Source organism: Halopseudomonas xinjiangensis (assembly GCF_900104945.1).
Lineage (GTDB): Bacteria > Pseudomonadota > Gammaproteobacteria > Pseudomonadales > Pseudomonadaceae > Halopseudomonas > Halopseudomonas xinjiangensis.
The window spans coordinates 3,322,142-3,340,169 of record NZ_LT629736.1 but is presented as its reverse complement, the minus strand read 5'-3'; the positions used below and the strand labels follow the sequence as shown (position 1 = coordinate 3,340,169).

Here is an 18,028-nt window from a genome sequence, read left to right as displayed (position 1 = left end):
CCATCACCGCTTATTCACCACAGCTTGATCCCTACGCTGCCGGCTGCTGCTGCGTAATGCAGTGAATATTTCCCCCACCCAGCAGGATCTCCCTGCCCGGCACCATCACCACCCGGCGATCCGGAAACAGCTGCTGCAGGATCTCCCTCGCCTCGTCATCCTTCGGATCATCGAAGGCCGGAGCGACGATGCCGCCATTGACGATCAGGAAATTCACATAGGAACCGGCCAGGCGTATCGAAGGATCCCGCGGCTGGCTGCCGGCGACCTTGTCGATTCCCGTGCATTCTTCGGGGGAGGCGTGAATCGGTCCCGGAATCGGCATCTTGTGAACCACGAACTCCCTTCCCTGGGCGTCGCGGCTGGCCTGCAACACGCGGATGGCGGCCTGACAGCGCAGGTAGTTGGGGTCCTCTTCGTCATCAGTCCAGGCCAGCAGCACTTCGCCCGGCCGGACGAAGCAGCAGAAATTGTCGACGTGGCCGTCGGTTTCGTCATTGAACAGGCCATTCGGCAACCAGATGACTTTTTCGATACCCAGATAATCGCCGAGCTTGAGTTCGATCTCCTCGCGCACCATGTGCGGGTTGCGATTCGGGTTGAGCAGACACTCCTCGGTGGTGATCACGGTGCCTTCCCCATCGACGTGGATCGCTCCGCCTTCCAGCACGAAGCCCTCGGTACGGTAACGCGGGCAGCGTTCCAGACTGAGTATCTTGTCGGCAACCTGATCATCGCGCTGCCAGGGCCAGTACAGCCCGCCATCGAAGCCGCCCCAAGCGTTGAATGTCCAGTCGACGCCGCGAATCCCGCCCTGTCCGTTGATCACGAAGGTCGGACCGGTATCGCGAGCCCAGGCGTCGTCGCTACTCAGCTCGACGACGCGGATGGCCGGGTGGTCGAGCTGAGCGCTGGCATTAGAGTATTGTGCGGGTGACACACAAATGGTTACCGGCTCGAAGCTGGCGATGGCCCCGGCCACCTCGGCGAACGCGGCTTGCGCCGGCTTGCCGCCGAGACGCCAGTTATCCGGCCGCTCCGGCCAGACCATCCAGGTCTGGCCGTGCTGTTCCCATTCGGCAGGCATGCGATAGCCATCGGCGCGCGGCGTACTATGCAAGGTATACATCAGGACTCCAGGTTGCCGTCGAGCGTCTTGATCGGGGCATACAGGTTGGGCCGGCGGTCGCGAAACACACCCCAGGCGCTACGGATGTGCTCCATGCGGTCCAGATCGAATTCCTGCACCAGCACCGTTTCTTCGGTTTCGCCGGCTTCCTGCACCTTGGCACCAAACTGGTCGGCAATGAACGAGGAGCCATAGAAGGTAATGTCGTAGCCGTCCTGCTCCTCTGTCCCGATGCGATTGCTCGCTATTACCGGCATCAGATTCGCACCGGCATGCCCCTGTTGCACACGCTGCCAGTGGTCACGCGAGGTGATGCTCGAATCATGCGGTTCGCTGCCGATGGCGGTCGGGTAGAACAGAATCTCCGCACCCTGCAGTGCCATGGACCGGGCACACTCGGGGAACCACTGATCCCAGCAGATGCCCACACCGATCTTGGCATACCGGGTACTCCAGACCTTGAAACCGGTATCGCCGGGATTGAAGTAGTACTTCTCGTGATACCCCGGGCCGTCTGGAATGTGACTCTTGCGATAGGTGCCGAGGTTTCTGCCGTCCGCATCGATAATCGCCACGCTATTGAAGCGCGAACGTCCGGCCAGCTCAAAAAAGCTGACAGGCAGCACAACTTCCAGCTCTCGCGCCAGCGCCTGGAAATGCGCGATTGCCGGATTTTTGTCGACCTCGGTCGCCAACTGTAGGTATTCCGGATTCGGCTTCTGGCAGAAGTACGGCGTCTCGAACAGCTCCTGAATAAGGATGATCTGCGCACCCTGGCTGGCAGCCTGACGAACCAGCCGTTCGGCCTTGGCGATATTATCCTGGCGATCCCAGGAACAGCTCATCTGAGTGGCTGCGACGGTCACGAGACGGGACATGTAAGTCTCCTGCAAGAATGAATGATGCCGGCTTTATACTCGATAAATATCGACCTTACAACGCAGATCATCTGCATACAGCTTCAGCACCCTCCGGCAGATCGATATTTGTCGAATACAAGCCAGCCCATGAAATAAGTGCAATTCAGGATAGCCCTTATCACTGAGGACTGCCGCGAGCGATCTGCGCCAGCGGGTCCTGCCGGTAGAAGTCAGCCAGGTGCTGATAAATCGTCGGCCACGCCGCCTTGAGCGCCTCGGGTGTCTCGAAAAAGGTCTCGGACAACACGGCAAAGAACTCGGCCGGATCTTCCAACGCATATTCGTCGACCGGCAGAGCTTCGCCTGCTTCCGAGCGCCGGGCCAGATCGTCGCATGCGGCCTGCATGTCGCGCTTCCAGGCCGCCGGATCCATACCGGCGTGGAGCGGCGGCGCGCCATTGGCGCCCTCTCGGCGCATGTCGAGTGTGTGCGAGAGCTCGTGCACCACGACGTTGAACCCATTGCGCCCTGAGGCGAGTACATCTTCCCAGGACAACACCACCGGGCCGCGATACCAGGCTTCGCCACTTCGTTCGCTGAGCTCCTCGTGAACGATGCCGTATTCGTCCTGCCAGCTATGCTCGGCGATGAAGGGACCGTCATAAATGATCAGCGTCTGCCAGCCGTCGTACCAGTCCAGGCCCAGCTCCAGCACTGGCACTGCCGCCATGCCGGCGATGCGCAGCCGCATCGCGTCGCTGATGTCGAGCTCACCCGCAGCTATTACATGCTTTCGCAGCACCAACCGGAGCGCCAGCTCGCGCAGCCGCGCCTGGGTGTCCGGAGCATAGCGGCGGTAGACGGCCCAATCCCCCAGCGCTTCCAACCACAGCGCGTCAGGGATTTCGAGCTGCTCCAGGCGCCGACTTTCGCGCCATTGTGATAGCTTGCCGAACAACCCCATCAGGGGGCTTCCACTGGCGGTAGAACGACAGGCAGATAGACTCCCAGATAGCCGATTACCAGACGAGTCGCCTCACGGCACATGGGGGGAGTGAGGCGGCCATGCTGCTGGTAGTCGACCGCCAGCAACTTGTCCGCAGCCTGAAGTGCCAGCGTGAAGATATCCACTTCGTGGGGAAGATGCGGCAACCTGTACCGGGTTTCCAGGCATTCCCGGAATCGCTGGCCAAGCTGCAGGTCATGCTGCCGATCGGCCTGACGCACAGCCGCCAGCTCATGCGCCCCGAGCAGCAATTCGCTCGCCGCGGGGTTGGCTTGGTAGTAGCTCTGAAAGCGCGCTTCGATGCGCTCGACCAATGCCGGCCAGCCGCCTTCGTGGGCTAACTCGGCTTGCTCCTGCAATAATGCGTCGAGCTCGACGAATACCCGTTCGGCCAGCGCGCTCAGTACGTCGCCGACCTGCGGAAAGAAGTGATACACCGAAGAGGGCGGGATCTGTGCCTGCTCGGCTATGGCGTACATCGACAACTCGGTCAGGCCCTGTTCGCCGAGCAGGGTCTCGGTGGCGTCCAGAATGCGCTCGATGCGTTCCCGGCTGCTGGCGCGGCGTTTCGGTGGGTTACGCGCGGTCATGAAGTATCCGAAGTCAGCGAATATCGCGCAGACGATACCATAGCAGCGCCAGCGCCCGGATCGCGGTATGCAGCGGCGCACCGGGCGGTACCGGGGCATGGCGCATGCGCGCGAACAGATCGAACCCCTCGCTGCGACCTATCACGGCTTGCGCCATCAGTTGCCCGGCGAGCCCGGACAACGCCACGCCCTGCCCCGAGTAGCCCTGGGCGAACAACACACGCTGACCGAGGCGGCCGAACTGTGGCGCCTTGTTCAGCGTCATCGCCACCTTGCCTCCCCAGAGAAAGTCGAAACGTTCCCCGGCCAGCTGCGGAAACACCGTCGCCATGCGCTTTCGCATCGCAGGTTCAATCCGCTCCGGCCGAGCATCGTAGGAGCTGGCGCGGCCGCCGAACAGCAGGCGGTTGTCATGGCTGAGGCGGTAGTAATCCAGGAGGTGCTTCATGTCGCACACCGCCGCACGGGAGGGTATCAGCTGTTCCGCCAGCGCCCCCAGGGGCCGGGTCGCCCCGATGTAGCTGCCGATCGGCATGAAGCGTCGCGCATGCCACGGCAGCAACCCGCCAACATAGGCGTTGCCGGCCAGCAACAGATGCCCGGCGCGAACCTGTCCGGTTGCCGTGCGAACCACAACACCAGCGGCGTCCTCCTGCCAGTCGAGCACCGCCGACTGTTCGAAAACCCGTGCGCCTGCCCGGGCGGCAGCGTCACCGAGCCCCAGCACATAGTTGAGCGGATGCAGGTCGCCGCCGCCTTCATCCATCACACCTGCATGGTAATCGGCAGCGACCAGGCCGGTCAAAGACGTCCGGTCATGAAAGGTCAGCCGGTCGTACCCCAACGCCTGCAGCGAAGCCTGCCAGGCGTGCAGTTCATCGACATGCCGCGGCTTGTTGGCGACGAGCAGAATGCCGGATTTCAGGTTGCACTCGATGCGATGTCGGGCCACGCGGCAGCGCAACAGCTCTACCCCGGCGACCGTCAGCTCCCAGACCTTGCGCGCGTCCTCCGTGCCAAGCTGACTCACCAGTACCGAGTGGTCGCATGCTGGGCCCGGATTGATCTGTCCGCCGTTGCGCCCCGAGCAGCCCCAACCGATACGCTCAGCTTCCAGCACAATCACCCGGCGCCCGGCCTCGGCCAGCTCCAGCGCTGCGGAGATGCCCGTGAACCCGCCGCCGACCACGCACACGTCGGCGCGCTCGGTACCGTGTAAGGTCGGATGAGCCGGAGCGGGGTTGGCGGTGGACTGGTACCAGGAGTCGTTTTGGCGCATTGCTTGTTCCTTGGCCGTGGGTGCTGCAAGTTGCGTGCAATGGGCTGACTCCGCAGCGCTTATGTCGAACACGCGGCAAGCCATCCCTGGGGCTCGACCACGCACATCCCTGTGCGTGGACGGTCCGACATAAGCGCTACGGAGCCAGCCCAGGTAACTGCTGCGTGAAGCCCAGCAAAACCGATCCCCGGTGTGTTTGCTGAGCGCACAATGTACACGTGCGCGGGTGCGTTAGCCTTGTATGAGACCGTCCACGCACAGGGATGTGCGTGGTCGAGCCCCATGGACGGCTAGTAGCGTGTCTCGTACGAGGCTAACGCACCCGCGCACCCACACCGAGCTCACTAACAACACCAACAAAAATCCCGCCAAACGGCGGGATTTCGATCAAGCGAAACAGCTACACGGTATGTAAATACCACATGTACTCAAGGTCCGAGATGGTCTTCTCGAACTCCTCCAGCTCGCTTTCCTTGCACAGCACGAACACATCGAGATATTCCTCGCCGATGTACTCCTTCATCACTTCCGACGTTTCCAGCTCGCGCAGTGCATCGCGCAGGTTGGTCGGCAGCGACGCCTCGTGCTGATCGTAGGCGTTGCCTTCGGTCTGCGGTGGCGGCTCGATCTTGTTGCTGATGCCGTAGTGAATCGCAGAAAGCAACGCGGCCATGAGCAGATACGGGTTGGCGTCAGCGCCAGCGAGGCGATGCTCGATGCGCATGGCGTCGGCGTCCCCGCCGGGCACACGCACGGCCACGGTACGGTTATCGATGCCCCAGGTCGGTGCACAAGGCACGAAGAAACTCGGACTGAAGCGGCGGTATGAGTTCACGTTCGGGCAGAGGAATGCCATGTATTGCGGCAGCGTCTCGAGCAGGCCGCCGATTGCCCAGCGCAGCATGTCACCCAGTGAGCCATCCGGTTTGGAAGCGAAGACATTGTGACCATCCGCATCGACCAGGCTTATATGCACGTGCATACCGTTACCGGCTTGATCGTAGTAGGGCTTGGCCATGAAGGTGGTGTCCATCTCATGGTCGTAGGCCACGTTCTTGATGACGCGCTTGAGCAGAACGTTGTAGTCGCACGCCTTGACCGGATCATCCACGTGATGAAGGTTGACTTCGAACTGGCCAGGGGCAGACTCGGCGACGATGGCGTCAGCGGGGATGTCCTGCTCGTGGGCAGCCTCGATGACGTCCTCTAGGAATTCGGCGTACTCGTCCAGGTCGTCCATGGAATAGACCTGAACCGAATTGGGCCGCTTGCCTGACATGGGCGAGCGCGGCGGCTGCGGACGGCCAGTCAGGTTTTCCTGGTCGATCAGGTAGAACTCGAGCTCGAATGCCGATACCGGTTTCAGGCCGAGCTCGCTGAAACGCTCTACAATGCGTTGCAGGACATAGCGCGGATCAGCGAAGAATGGCGTCTTGCGATCCAGCTCGTACATGGTCATCAACAGCTGACCTGTCGGGCGCTTTTGCCAGGGCTCGATATTCAGGGTGTCGGGGATGGGCAGGCAAATGCGATCGGCATCGCCGATCTCAAGGCCGAGCCCGGTTTCCTCGACAGTGGTGCCCTGAATATTCAGTGCGAAGATAGAGGCCGGAAGGGCGATGCCCTTTTCATAAGCCTTGAGCAGAGCCGAGCGGTCGATGCGCTTGCCGCGCACGATGCCGTTCATGTCGGCTATCAGGAGGTCGATAAAGTGGATTTCCGGATGCGCGGCGAGAAACGCCTCGGCTTCCTGGATACTGCCTGACGAAGGCTTGGCTGCGTCAGCATCGACCGGTGCAGTATCCGCGCCGGCTAGGGATTGCATTGGTATCACCTGTGTTTTTTGTAAAATATATCAATCACGCGAGTACTAGTGAGAGAGTTAATCCGAAAGGCCTCAGCGAGTCAATAGAGCAGACAATGCACTATATATGTGCAGCGCGCACCAGATATGGCCATTCTTGGGCCTTCGGTAAGCGGACTGATTCAAGAAAAGTCACGCCTTTTGCGATTTTGTAATCGGGATTTTTTACTGCTATTGTGTAAAAAATTGAACAACATCGAATTCATGTACGTTATTCAACACAGACCATGGACATGTCATCTCAGCGCAAACCTCTGATAGGTATTTCCTGCTGCACCGACAGGAGCGGTCTGCATCCCTTCCATATAGTAGGGGAAAAATACATCCTCGGCGTCGTGGATGGTGCGAACGGTCTTCCTCTGTTGATTCCTGCCCTGGGCGACCGCCTGGCCAGCGAGCAACTGCTGGATACGCTCGACGGCGTGCTGTTCACCGGCTCGCCTTCGAATGTTGAGCCCCATCACTATGCTGGCCCTCCCAGCGCTGATCCGAAGCAACATGATCCTCAGCGCGACGCCACTACCCTGCCGCTGATTCGTGCCGCTATCGAGCGTGGCGTACCTGTGCTTGGCGTATGCCGCGGGTTCCAGGAGATGAACGTCGCCTTCGGTGGCAGCCTGCATCAACGCCTCTATGAAGTGCCTGGCTTCATCGAGCATCGCGAAGACAAGAGCCAGCCGGTGGATATCCAGTACGGTCCCGCTCACGATATCAAGGTTGAACCGGGGGGACTGCTCTACGAACTGTCCGGCCGCGGTTCGGCCCGGGTCAATTCCCTGCATACACAGGGAGTGGACCATCTGGCGCCGCGCCTGCGGCCGGAAGCAACCGCCCCCGACGGGTTGATCGAGGCCTTCTCGGTCGACCAAGCCCGCAATTTTGCGCTGGGCGTGCAATGGCATCCGGAGTGGAAGGTCACTGAAAACCCCTTCTACCTGTCGATCTTCAGGGCGTTTGGCGACGCCTGCCGGGCACGCGCGGCTTCGAGGACTGTATGAACCAGATCGAATCCTGGCTTAAAGAACACAAGATTACCGAAGTCGAATGTATGGTCAGTGACCTGACCGGCATCGCGCGGGGCAAGATTGCCCCGACCATGAAGTTCGTGTCCGAAAAAGGCATGCGCCTACCCGAAAGCATCCTGCTGCAGTCGGTTACCGGCGACTATGTGGAAGACGACATCTACTACGAGCTGCTCGACCCTGCCGACATCGACATGATCTGCAAGCCGGACGAAAACGGCATTTACTTGGTGCCTTGGGCGATCGAGCCGACCGCGCAGATCATTCATGACTGCTACGACAAGCAGGGCAACCCGATCGAGATGTCGCCGCGCAATATCCTCAAGAAGGTGCTGAAGCTGTATGCCGACAAGGGCTGGCAACCGATCGTCGCCCCGGAAATGGAGTTTTACCTGACCCGCCGCAACGAAGACCCGGATCTGCCTTTGCAACCCCCGATCGGTCGTTCCGGCCGGCAGGAGACGGGTCGCCAGTCGTTCTCCATCGACGCAGCCAACGAGTTCGATCCGCTGTTCGAGGACATGTACGACTGGTGCGAGACCCAGGGTCTGGACCTGGACACGCTGATTCACGAGGAAGGCACGGCGCAGATGGAAATCAATTTCCGTCACGGCGACCCGCTGCATCTGGCCGACCAGATTCTGGTGTTCAAGCGCACCATGCGCGAAGCCGCGCTCAAGCACGACATGACCGCCACCTTCATGGCCAAGCCGATCACCAACGAGCCGGGCAGTGCCATGCACCTGCACCAGAGCATCGTCGACAAGAAGACCGGCAAGAACATCTTCTCCAACCCCGACGGCACCATGAGCGAGCTGTTCCTGCATCACATCGGCGGGTTACAGCGCTACATCCCCGAGGTACTCCCGCTGTTTGCACCGAACGTCAACTCGTTCCGCCGCTTTCTGCCAGATACCTCGGCACCGGTGAACGTCGAGTGGGGCGAAGAGAACCGTACCGCCGGCCTGCGCGTGCCCGATTCGAACGCGCAGAACCGCCGCGTGGAAAACCGCCTGCCGGGCGCGGATGCCAATCCGTATATCGCCATCGCCGGCAGTCTGCTGTGTGGCTACCTCGGCATGGTCGGCGGCATTTCGCCGTCTGCCCCGGTTAAAGGCCGCGCCTACGAACGTCGCAACCTGCGTCTGCCATTCACGCTGGAATCGGCGCTGGAGCGTATGGAGGCCTGCCACGATATTCAGGAGATCCTTGGCGAAAAATTCTGCCGCGGGTATGTCTCGGTCAAGCGTGTCGAGCATGAGAACTACAAGCGCGTGATCAGCTCCTGGGAACGTGAGTTCCTGTTGCTGAGCGTCTGATTGCCGCTGCCCTGCCGGGCACCTACGGAGGAGAGGAGTACCGATGAGCCAGCCAACCCATACTACTGCCGAATTGCGCGCGCTCGACCACGCGCACTATCTGCACCCGTTCACCGACCACAAGGATCTGGGCAGCCGTGGCACGCGCATCATCGAGCGCGCCGAGGGTGTTTATCTGTGGGACAGCGAGGGGCAGAAGATACTCGACGGCATGGCCGGCCTGTGGTGCGTCAACATCGGCTATGGCCGGCGTGAGCTGGCCGATGCCGCATACAAGCAGATGCTCGAGCTGCCGTATTACAACAGCTTCTTCCAGTGCGCCAATCCTCCAGCGGTGAAGCTGGCCGCGGCTATAGCCGAGATCGCCCCAGCTCACATGAATCACGTGTTTTTCACCGGGTCCGGTTCCGAGTCCAACGATACCGTGTTGCGCATGGTCCGCCGGTACTGGGACTTGAAGGGCAAGCCGACCAGGAAAACCGTCATAGGTCGTATCAACGGTTACCACGGATCAACCGTCGCCGGCGCCAGCCTCGGCGGAATGGCACCGATGCACGAGCAGGGCGACCTGCCGATTCCCGGCATCGTGCACATTCCCCAGCCGTACTGGTACGGCGAAGGTGGCGACATGAGCGAGGAGGAGTTCGGCCTGTGGGCCGCACGCCAGCTAGAAGAGAAGATTCAGCAGGTCGGCGAGGAGAACGTCGCGGCGTTCATCGCCGAACCGATCCAGGGCGCAGGCGGGGTCATCGTCCCGCCCTCGACCTACTGGCCGGAGATCAAGCGCATCGTCGACAAGTACCAGATCCTGCTGGTGGTCGATGAGGTGATCTGCGGGTTCGGTCGCACCGGCGAATGGTTCGGCAGCCAGTACTACGATCTCAAGCCCGATCTGATGCCTATCGCCAAGGGCATGACCTCTGGTTACCTGCCGATGGGCGGAGTCATCGTCGGCGACCGGGTCGCAAGAACCATGATCGACGAGGGCGGCGAATTCTTCCACGGTTATACCTATTCCGGTCATCCGGTGGCCGCTGCGGTGGGCCTGGAAAACCTGCGCATCCTGCGCGAGGAAAAGATCGTCGAGTACGTCAAACAGGAAGCGGCACCGTATTTGCAGAGCAAAATCGCCGAGTTGGCGGATCACCGCCTGGTCGGTGAAGTACGCGGTGTCGGCCTGCTCGGCGCGCTCGAATTGGTGAAGAACAAGGCAACGCGCGTGCGGTTCGTGGAAAAAGGGACCGCAGGCACGCTGTGTCGCGACATATGTGTACGCAATGGCCTGGTCATGCGGGCTGTTGGGGACACCATGATCATGTCTCCGCCTCTGGTCATTCGGCCGTCGGAAATCGACGAACTGGTGAACACGATTCGGCAGTGCCTTGATCAGACGGCGGAACAGCTCGGCGTGTAACGGTCGGCCGGCAGTGTCCGCGGGTGCTTCGAGTGTGTAGGGAACAAGCCGTACAGGTTCACAACGCGTTCAAACACAATGGATGGAGAGCTGAGAACGATGATCAAGCATCTGAGCAAGACCCTGCTGGCCGTCGGTGTAGCCACCGTTGGTAGCCTCGCCCAGGCCGAGGAAGTGGTGAACATCTACAACTGGTCGGACTATATCGCCGAAGATACGCTGGACAACTTCCAGCAGGAAACCGGCATTCGGCCGGTATATGACGTATTCGACAGTAACGAAGTGCTCGAAGCCAAGCTGCTGTCGGGCAGCTCCGGGTTCGACATTGTCGTGCCGTCGAACCAGTTCCTCGGCAAGCAGATCAAGGCTGGTGCCTTCATGCCGCTGGACAAGAGCAAGCTGAAGAACTGGGAAAATCTCGACAAGACGCTGCTCAAGGCTCTGCAGACCAACGACCCCGGCAATCAGTACGCCTTCCCCTATCTCTGGGGCACCACTGGCATCGGTTACAACGTCGACAAGGTCAAGGCGGTTCTCGGCGACGACGCCCCCCTCGACTCGTGGGATCTGGTATTCAAGCCGGAAAACATGGAAAAGCTGGCGACGTGCGGCGTGGCGTTCCTCGATGCGCCGGCAGAGGTCATTCCGTCCGCACTGTTTTATGCCGGCCTGGACCCGAACAGCACCAATGCCGACGATTATGCCAAGGCCGAAGACGTGTTGATGGGCGTGCGTCCCTATATCACCTACTTCCATTCCTCCAAGTTCATCACTGACCTGGCCAATGGCGACATCTGCGTGGCGGTCGGCTGGTCCGGAGACATCATCCAGGCCTCGGATCGCGCCGAGGAAGCCGGCAACGGCAACGACATCCAGTACGTTATTCCCAAGGAAGGCGCCGCCATGTGGTTCGACATGATGGCCATTCCCAAGGACGCGAAGAATGTCGAAAACGCCTACGTTTTCATGGACTACATCCTGCGCCCGGAGGTGATTGCGGAGATCAGCAACTACGTTGCCTACGCCAACGGTAATGCGACTTCAAAGCCCATGATCGACGACGAGGTGCTGAATGATCCGGGTGTCTATCCGAGCGACGAGACCTTGAATAAACTCTTCACGCTGGCCGAGTTGCCGCCGAATATCGAGCGCGTGCGTACCCGTGCCTGGACCAGAATCAAGTCCGGTCGTTAAGGGCTTGTAAGCTGAATCTGCCGGGACGAAGGTCCCGGCAACCCTAACAAATGTGGACCAGGCCAAACGTGAAGAGGCTGGAGTCCGCTACAGGAGAGACAATGAAACATTTGCAGAAGAGCCTGCTTGCCCTGTCTACCGCCGTCCTGCTGGGAACTGCTGCCAGCGCCCAGGCCGAAGGCGAACTGAAGATCTTCAACTGGTCCGACTATATTGCCGAAGACACGATCGACAACTTCGAAAAGGAAACCGGAATCGACGTCACCTATGACGTCTACGATTCCAACGAAACGCTGGATGCCCGCCTGCTTACCGGTCGTTCCGGCTTCGACATCGTCGTGCCGTCCAACCACTTTCTGACCAAGCAGATCCAGGCCGGCGTCTACCAGGAGCTTGACCACAGCAAGCTGCCGAACATGAAGAATCTCGACCCGAAGCTGATGGAGCAACTCGAGACCGTCGACCCGGGCGCCAAGCATGCGATCCCTTACATGTGGGGCACGACCGGTGTGGGCTACAACGTCGAGAAAGTGAAGGCGGCCCTGGGCGAGGATGCACCGACCGATTCCTGGGACCTGGTATTCAAGCCTGAGGTGGCCAGCAAGCTGGCTGGCTGCGGCATTGCCATGCTGGACTCTGGCGACGAGATGATCACCGCAGCGCTGGGCTATCTTGGCCTGGACCCGAACAGCAACGACCCGGAAGATATCAAGAAGGCCGAGGAGATGCTGTTGAAGGTGCGTGAGCACGTACGTTACTTCCACTCTTCGCGCTATATCACCGACATGGCCAACGGCAACATCTGCGCGGCGGTCGGATTTTCCGGAGACATCTTCCAGGCCGCTTACCGCGCCGAAGAGGCCGAGAACGGCGTGGATATCGCCTTCACCATCCCGAAAGAAGGCGCTCAGCTGTGGTTCGACATGATGGCTATCCCGAAGGATGCATCGAACCCGGACAATGCACACACGTTCATCAACTACATCCTGCGTCCTGATGTCGTAGCGCCGATCACTGACTATGTGGCCTATGCCAACCCCAACGAGGCGGCAAACGAACTCGTGGACCCGGAAATCATCGGCGACCCGGCAATCTATCCGACCGAAGAGACCATGAAGAAGCTGTACGTGGCCAAGCCTCGCCCAATGGCAGCCCAGCGCGTCATGACCCGCGCCTGGAACCGGGTGAAATCCGGTAAGTAACGCTGTACCGGCCGTCCCGCAAGGGGCGGCCTTTCGTATCGATTCCGTTCTATCGAATGATTCGCCGCTGAGTTTTGTGTCAGCGGTACAGACCAGGCGAGCGCCGTTCGCATCGCCAAGTGGAGATTAGTATGGTTGGTGCAGCAGGAGCCATGAAACAGGCCATGGCCAAGGCCGAGCCGAACGAGTTCGTGAAAATCGATCGGATCAGCAAGCGGTTCGACGACGCATTGGCGGTGGACGACGTCAGCCTGACCATCAACCGCGGCGAGATTTTCGCCCTGCTCGGAGGCTCCGGCTCCGGCAAGTCGACCTTGTTGCGCGTGCTGGCCGGCTTCGAGCGACCTTCCGAAGGCCGTGTGTGGCTCGACGGCCAGGACATCACCGACCTGCCGCCCTACAAGCGCCCGATCAACATGATGTTCCAGTCCTATGCGCTGTTTCCGCACATGACCGTCGAGCAGAACATTGCCTTCGGTCTCAAGCAGGACCGCATGAGCAAGAGCGACATCAACGACCGCGTCGAGCAGATGCTCAAGCTGGTCCACATGACCGATTACGCACGGCGCAAGCCGAACCAGTTGTCCGGTGGCCAGCGTCAGCGCGTGGCACTGGCCCGCTCCCTGGCAAAGAGCCCGAAGCTGTTGTTGCTCGACGAGCCGATGGGCGCGCTGGACAAGAAACTGCGCTCGCAGATGCAGCTGGAGCTGGTCGAGATCATCGAGCGCGTCGGCGTGACCTGCATCATGGTCACCCATGACCAGGAAGAAGCCATGACCATGGCCCAGCGGATCGCCATCATGCATCAGGGCTGGATCGCCCAGGTCGGCACACCGATGGATATCTATGAAAGTCCGGTGAGCCGTCACGTAGCCGAATTCATTGGCAGCGTGAACAGCTTCGAAGGCGAAATCATCAGCGACATGGAAGATCACGCCATCATCCGCTGCCGTCACCTTGACCGTGATATCTATGTCGGCCACGGCATTTCCACGCGCGCGCAGGACAAGAAGATCACCTATGCACTGCGCCCGGAAAAGCTGTTCGTCAGCACCGAAAAGCCCGAGGGAGACCATAACTGGGGCCACGGCCACGTGCATGACATCGCCTACCTGGGCGGTCATTCGGTGTACTACATCAAGCTCGAAAGCGGTTTGCTGGTTCAGGCGTTCTTTCATAACTCCGAGCGCCGACTGCCGCGTCCGACGTGGGACGACAAGGTCTATATCAGCTGGGAAGACGACGCCGGCGTGGTACTGCAGTCATGAGCAGGGGGTTGTCGCGACTGCTCCCGAGCGGGAAGCTGTGGGTCATCAGCATCCCATACCTGTGGCTGTTCCTGTTCTTTCTGCTGCCCTTTGCCATCGTACTGAAGATCAGCTTTTCGCAAGCGGCGATTGCCATTCCGCCCTATGAGCCACTGCTCGAATACGCCCAGCAATCGCTGAATATCGCGCTGAATCTGGGCAACTACCTTTTCCTGGCCAGCGACTCGCTGTACTACTCGGCCTACCTCGGCTCGCTGAAGATCGCCTTCTTCTCTACCCTGGTGTGTCTCGCCCTCGGCTACCCGATGGCCTACGCCATCGCCCGCGCGCCCAAGGACAAACAGCTGGTTTACCTGTTGCTGGTGATGATGCCGACCTGGACCGCGATTCTGATCCGCGTATACGCCTGGATGGGCATTCTCAGCACCAACGGCCTGCTCAATTCGGCGCTGATGGGCATGGGGATTACCGACTCGCCGATCCCCATCCTCAACACCGATACGGCCGTGTATATCGGTGTCGTCTACGCGTATCTGCCGTTCATGGTGTTGCCGCTGTATGCCAACCTCGTGAAGCACGACATGAGCCTGCTGGAAGCAGCCATGGATCTCGGCGCCGGCAAAACCAAAGCGTTCTGGACGGTTACCGTGCCGCTGTCGAAGAGCGGCATCATCGCCGGCTCGATGCTGGTGTTCATCCCGGTCGTCGGTGAGTTCGTCATTCCCGAGCTGCTCGGTGGCCCCGAGACGCTGATGATCGGCAAGGTGCTGTGGCAGGAGTTCTTCAATAACCGCGACTGGCCGATCGCCTCGGCGCTGGCGATCATCATGCTGCTGATCCTGCTGATTCCGATCATCCTGTTCCACTACAACCAGTCCAGAGAAATGGAGAAGAACGCATGAACACTCGCTCGACCTTCTCCACCGTGATGCTCTGGCTGGGCCTGGCATTTATCTATGTGCCGATGCTCATCCTGGTGATCTATTCGTTCAACGACTCGCGCCTGGTCACCGTCTGGGGTGGCTGGTCGATTCGCTGGTACGTCGGCCTGTTGGATAATCAGCAGTTGATCAACGCGGTTCAGCGTAGTCTGCAGATCGCCTTTTTCACCGCATGTGCCGCGGTACTGCTGGGTACGCTCGCGGCATTCGTCATGACGCGCATCAAGCGCTTCCGCGGCCGTACGCTGTTCTCCGGACTGGTCACCGCACCGCTGGTGATGCCCGAAGTGATCACCGGCCTGTCGCTGCTGTTGCTGTTCGTCTCCATGGCCCAACTGGTTGGCTGGCCGGCCGAGCGCGGCATGGTGACCATCTGGATCGCCCATACCACCTTCTCCACGGCCTACGTGGCCATCGTGGTCAGCGGCCGTCTGGGTGAGCTGGATCAGTCCATCGAAGAAGCCGCGCTGGATCTCGGTTCGCCACCATGGAAGACCTTCCTGCTGATCACCGTGCCGATGATCGCGCCGTCGATCTTCGCCGGCTGGCTGCTGGCGTTCACGCTGTCGCTGGATGACCTGGTTCTGGCCAGCTTCGTTTCCGGCCCCGGCGCGACCACCCTGCCGATGGAAGTCTTCTCTGCCGTGCGCCTGGGCGTCAAGCCGGACATCAACGCCATCGCCAGCCTGATCCTGCTTGCCGTGTCGCTGTTCACCCTACTGGCCTGGTTCGTCGCCCGCAGCGCCGAGAAGCGCTCGCGGATGCCGGAAGCGGAGGCCGCGCCAACCTGGAAGGACGCCATCGACAGTCGCCGCAATTGATCGAGACCGGGGCGTGCACTGCGCAGCCCCGGCTTCCTGCCCTAGATCAGCGTTACGCGACTGGACCGCCCGAATCGGGTTAGGATAATCCCCTTCGTCGCCGGTCTGCCCGGCACTGCCTGTTTACACCCGCTTGGAGAAACCACCGTGTCCAGCCTGGTCCCCACCGTCGATCCGGACGGCCTGCTCGAATATTCCGTCGTCTTTACCGACCGCTCCCTGAACCACATGTCGCAAACCTTTCAGGAGGTGATGCGTGATATATCCGGCACGCTGAAGCAGGTCTACCAGGCCTCCGCAGTCGCCGTGGTCCCGGGTGGCGGCACCTACGGCATGGAAGCGGTGGCGCGCCAGTTCGCCCGCAACAAGCGCTGCATGGTTATTCGCAACGGCTGGTTCAGCTATCGCTGGAGCCAGATCTTCGAGATGGGCGGCATGCCCGCCGAGGAAGTCGTACTCAAGGCACGCCAGACCGGTACCGGCGATCAGGCACCGTTTGCGCCAGCACCTATCGAAGAAGTCGTGGCAGAAATCCGCAGCCGCAAGCCGGATATCGTCTTCGCACCGCACGTCGAAACCGCAGCCGGCATCATGCTGCCTGACGACTACCTGCGCGCCGTGGGCGAAGCCGTTCGCGAAGTCGGCGGTCTGTTCGTACTCGACTGCATCGCCTCCGGCACCGTCTGGGTGGACATGCAGGCCTGCGCAGTGGACGTACTGATCAGTGCTCCGCAGAAAGGCTGGAGCGCCTCACCCTGCAGCGCCCTGGTCATGTTCAGCGAGCGTGCCGAACAGCGCCTGGCCGAAACCAGCAGCGACAGCTTCGCCTGTGACCTGAAGAAATGGCGGCAGATCATGCAGGCCTACGAAAATGGCGGCCACGCCTACCACGCCACCATGCCCACCGATGCCCTGCGCAGCTTCCGCGACACCATGCTGGAAACCCGCGATTACGGCTTCGACAAGGTCAAGCAGGAGCAGCTGGAACTAGGCCGTGCCGTGCGCGCTTTGATGCAGGAAAAGGGCTTCGCCAGCGTCGCCGCCGACGGCTTCGGCGCGCCAGGCGTAGTGGTTTGCTACACCACCGATGCCAGCATTCAGAACGGCAAGGCATTCATCGCCCAGGGCCTGCAGACCGCAGCCGGCGTACCGCTGATGTGCGACGAGCCCGCCGGCTTCAAAACTTTCCGCGTCGGCCTGTTCGGCCTGGATAAACTGCACAATATCGAGCGCACCGTGAGCAACCTGCGCCAGGCGTTGGACGCGGTTAAGGGCTGACCACTCTTCGCAATGCTGATAGCACGCTGAGCAGGCTCAACCTTCGTTGAATCTGCTCGGTGTGCCTTAGGTCTGCTGAATTTCGCAGTCCAATCACACCGTTGGAAAAGCCCTACCCCTGATATATGCTCGAAGTCGGCAAGGGATGCCGTCGATACACCCGCCTAGCGGCAAGGACAGCCGTCTCATCCCCAGCCTTTTATACACACGCATGCTAAGCCTTCTTGGCACCGGCAGGGCGGTAGCTTCTCTGTCAAAACCGTCGCAGGTTCTGAGCTCGCACGCCTGCTGTAATGGCTAGCGCCTCGACGGGCGGAATATTGAGCGGACCAAATGTGGAAGTCACGCGATTACAGGTGTCGAGCCGAGCGGAATAGCAAGTGGTTGTTTCCATGAGGAAAACCCACTCCCACCGGTCCGGCATTGGCGGGAATATGTGGAAGCAACCAATATGCAATATGCTGGAATTCCATCTAATTACTATTAGGCAGCCGAGGAAGCAAAGTGGCGTATCACACCCATAACCGCTGGGGGCACTGCGAATCCGACACTACGGAGGCGCAAATGAAGGAGCTACTCGCTCAACTCGATATAGAAGATGAAGAACACAATTCGGTCTCGCTGACACATGAGAGTGAATGGTGTCTCGGCGCCTACCCAGGAGGCCTGGTTGTCTGGGAGAATCTTGAACAGGGTGAGCCGAGGCACATGAAATCCGTTAGCCGTGAATACGTGCTTAAACTCTGGCTTCAGTTGGGCCAAGGCAATCTTGCAGCAATTGAGCAAGAACCGTGGCGGCCGGGCTATGGCAACTAGGCTGGTTGCGCCTAACAAGCGGCAG

The 18,028-nt window shown here is 60.3% G+C and carries 16 protein-coding genes; 10 read left to right on the top strand and 6 right to left on the bottom strand.

Annotation, left to right across the window (positions count from 1 at the left end; translation table 11 throughout):
- Window positions 1–31 precede the first annotated feature (31 nt).
- From aguA to BLT85_RS15650, 6 genes are all read right to left on the bottom strand, one after another.
- On the bottom strand, window positions 32–1,129 hold the full coding sequence (gene aguA / locus BLT85_RS15675) for an agmatine deiminase (RefSeq protein ID WP_093396708.1): 1,098 nt from the start codon (window positions 1,127–1,129) through the stop codon (window positions 32–34).
- Window positions 1,129–2,007, bottom strand: a complete 879-nt coding sequence (aguB, locus tag BLT85_RS15670; protein WP_093396705.1) for an N-carbamoylputrescine amidase — start codon at window positions 2,005–2,007, stop codon at window positions 1,129–1,131. Before aguB ends, aguA begins: the two co-directional genes overlap by 1 nt.
- A 160-nt stretch (window positions 2,008–2,167) precedes the next feature.
- Window positions 2,168–2,953 carry a M90 family metallopeptidase gene (locus BLT85_RS15665; protein ID WP_093396703.1) on the bottom strand — a complete coding sequence of 262 codons (786 nt, stop codon included), beginning with the start codon at window positions 2,951–2,953 and terminating at the stop codon, window positions 2,168–2,170.
- Window positions 2,953–3,585 (bottom strand): TetR/AcrR family transcriptional regulator, encoded by a 633-nt coding sequence (locus BLT85_RS15660; RefSeq protein WP_157718191.1) that lies wholly within the window; start codon window positions 3,583–3,585, stop codon window positions 2,953–2,955. The genes BLT85_RS15665 and BLT85_RS15660 overlap by 1 nt, the downstream gene beginning before the upstream one ends.
- 13 nt (window positions 3,586–3,598) lie before the next feature.
- Window positions 3,599–4,864 carry an NAD(P)/FAD-dependent oxidoreductase gene (locus BLT85_RS15655; RefSeq protein ID WP_093396697.1) on the bottom strand — a complete coding sequence of 422 codons (1,266 nt, stop codon included), beginning with the start codon at window positions 4,862–4,864 and terminating at the stop codon, window positions 3,599–3,601.
- Window positions 4,865–5,264: 400 nt separating this feature from the next.
- Window positions 5,265–6,689, bottom strand: coding sequence for a glutamine synthetase family protein (locus tag BLT85_RS15650; RefSeq protein WP_093396694.1), 1,425 nt, complete (start codon window positions 6,687–6,689; stop codon window positions 5,265–5,267).
- Window positions 6,690–6,961: 272 nt separating this feature from the next.
- Here BLT85_RS15650 and BLT85_RS15645 point away from each other — a divergent pair, with 272 nt between their 5' ends.
- From BLT85_RS15645 to BLT85_RS15600, 10 genes are all read left to right on the top strand, one after another.
- A complete protein-coding gene (locus BLT85_RS15645; protein WP_093397842.1) occupies window positions 6,962–7,726 on the top strand; it encodes a gamma-glutamyl-gamma-aminobutyrate hydrolase family protein in 765 nt (254 codons plus the stop codon).
- A complete protein-coding gene (locus BLT85_RS15640) occupies window positions 7,723–9,069 on the top strand; it encodes a glutamine synthetase family protein (protein WP_093396691.1) in 1,347 nt (448 codons plus the stop codon). The genes BLT85_RS15645 and BLT85_RS15640 overlap by 4 nt, the downstream gene beginning before the upstream one ends.
- 43 nt (window positions 9,070–9,112) lie before the next feature.
- On the top strand, window positions 9,113–10,483 hold the full coding sequence (locus tag BLT85_RS15635; protein WP_093396688.1) for an aspartate aminotransferase family protein: 1,371 nt from the start codon (window positions 9,113–9,115) through the stop codon (window positions 10,481–10,483).
- Between the two features lie 102 nt (window positions 10,484–10,585).
- Window positions 10,586–11,677 (top strand): extracellular solute-binding protein, encoded by a 1,092-nt coding sequence (locus tag BLT85_RS15630; protein WP_093397839.1) that lies wholly within the window; start codon window positions 10,586–10,588, stop codon window positions 11,675–11,677.
- Window positions 11,678–11,778: 101 nt separating this feature from the next.
- Complete coding sequence (locus tag BLT85_RS15625; RefSeq protein ID WP_093396685.1) at window positions 11,779–12,879, top strand: polyamine ABC transporter substrate-binding protein; 1,101 nt, start codon at window positions 11,779–11,781, stop codon at window positions 12,877–12,879.
- A gap of 131 nt (window positions 12,880–13,010) precedes the next feature.
- Window positions 13,011–14,147 carry an ABC transporter ATP-binding protein gene (locus BLT85_RS15620; RefSeq protein ID WP_093396683.1) on the top strand — a complete coding sequence of 379 codons (1,137 nt, stop codon included), beginning with the start codon at window positions 13,011–13,013 and terminating at the stop codon, window positions 14,145–14,147.
- Window positions 14,144–15,049 carry an ABC transporter permease subunit gene (locus BLT85_RS15615; protein ID WP_093396680.1) on the top strand — a complete coding sequence of 302 codons (906 nt, stop codon included), beginning with the start codon at window positions 14,144–14,146 and terminating at the stop codon, window positions 15,047–15,049. Before BLT85_RS15620 ends, BLT85_RS15615 begins: the two co-directional genes overlap by 4 nt.
- Complete coding sequence (locus BLT85_RS15610; protein WP_093396678.1) at window positions 15,046–15,909, top strand: ABC transporter permease subunit; 864 nt, start codon at window positions 15,046–15,048, stop codon at window positions 15,907–15,909. Before BLT85_RS15615 ends, BLT85_RS15610 begins: the two co-directional genes overlap by 4 nt.
- Before the next feature lie 147 nt (window positions 15,910–16,056).
- Entirely contained in the window at window positions 16,057–17,187 is a 1,131-nt protein-coding gene (locus BLT85_RS15605) for an aminotransferase class V-fold PLP-dependent enzyme (protein ID WP_093396676.1), read from the top strand.
- Between the two features lie 564 nt (window positions 17,188–17,751).
- The gene (locus tag BLT85_RS15600; RefSeq protein ID WP_093396673.1) at window positions 17,752–18,003 is read left to right on the top strand and encodes a hypothetical protein; all 252 of its coding nucleotides are present in this window, start codon (window positions 17,752–17,754) and stop codon (window positions 18,001–18,003) included.
- Window positions 18,004–18,028 lie beyond the last annotated feature (25 nt).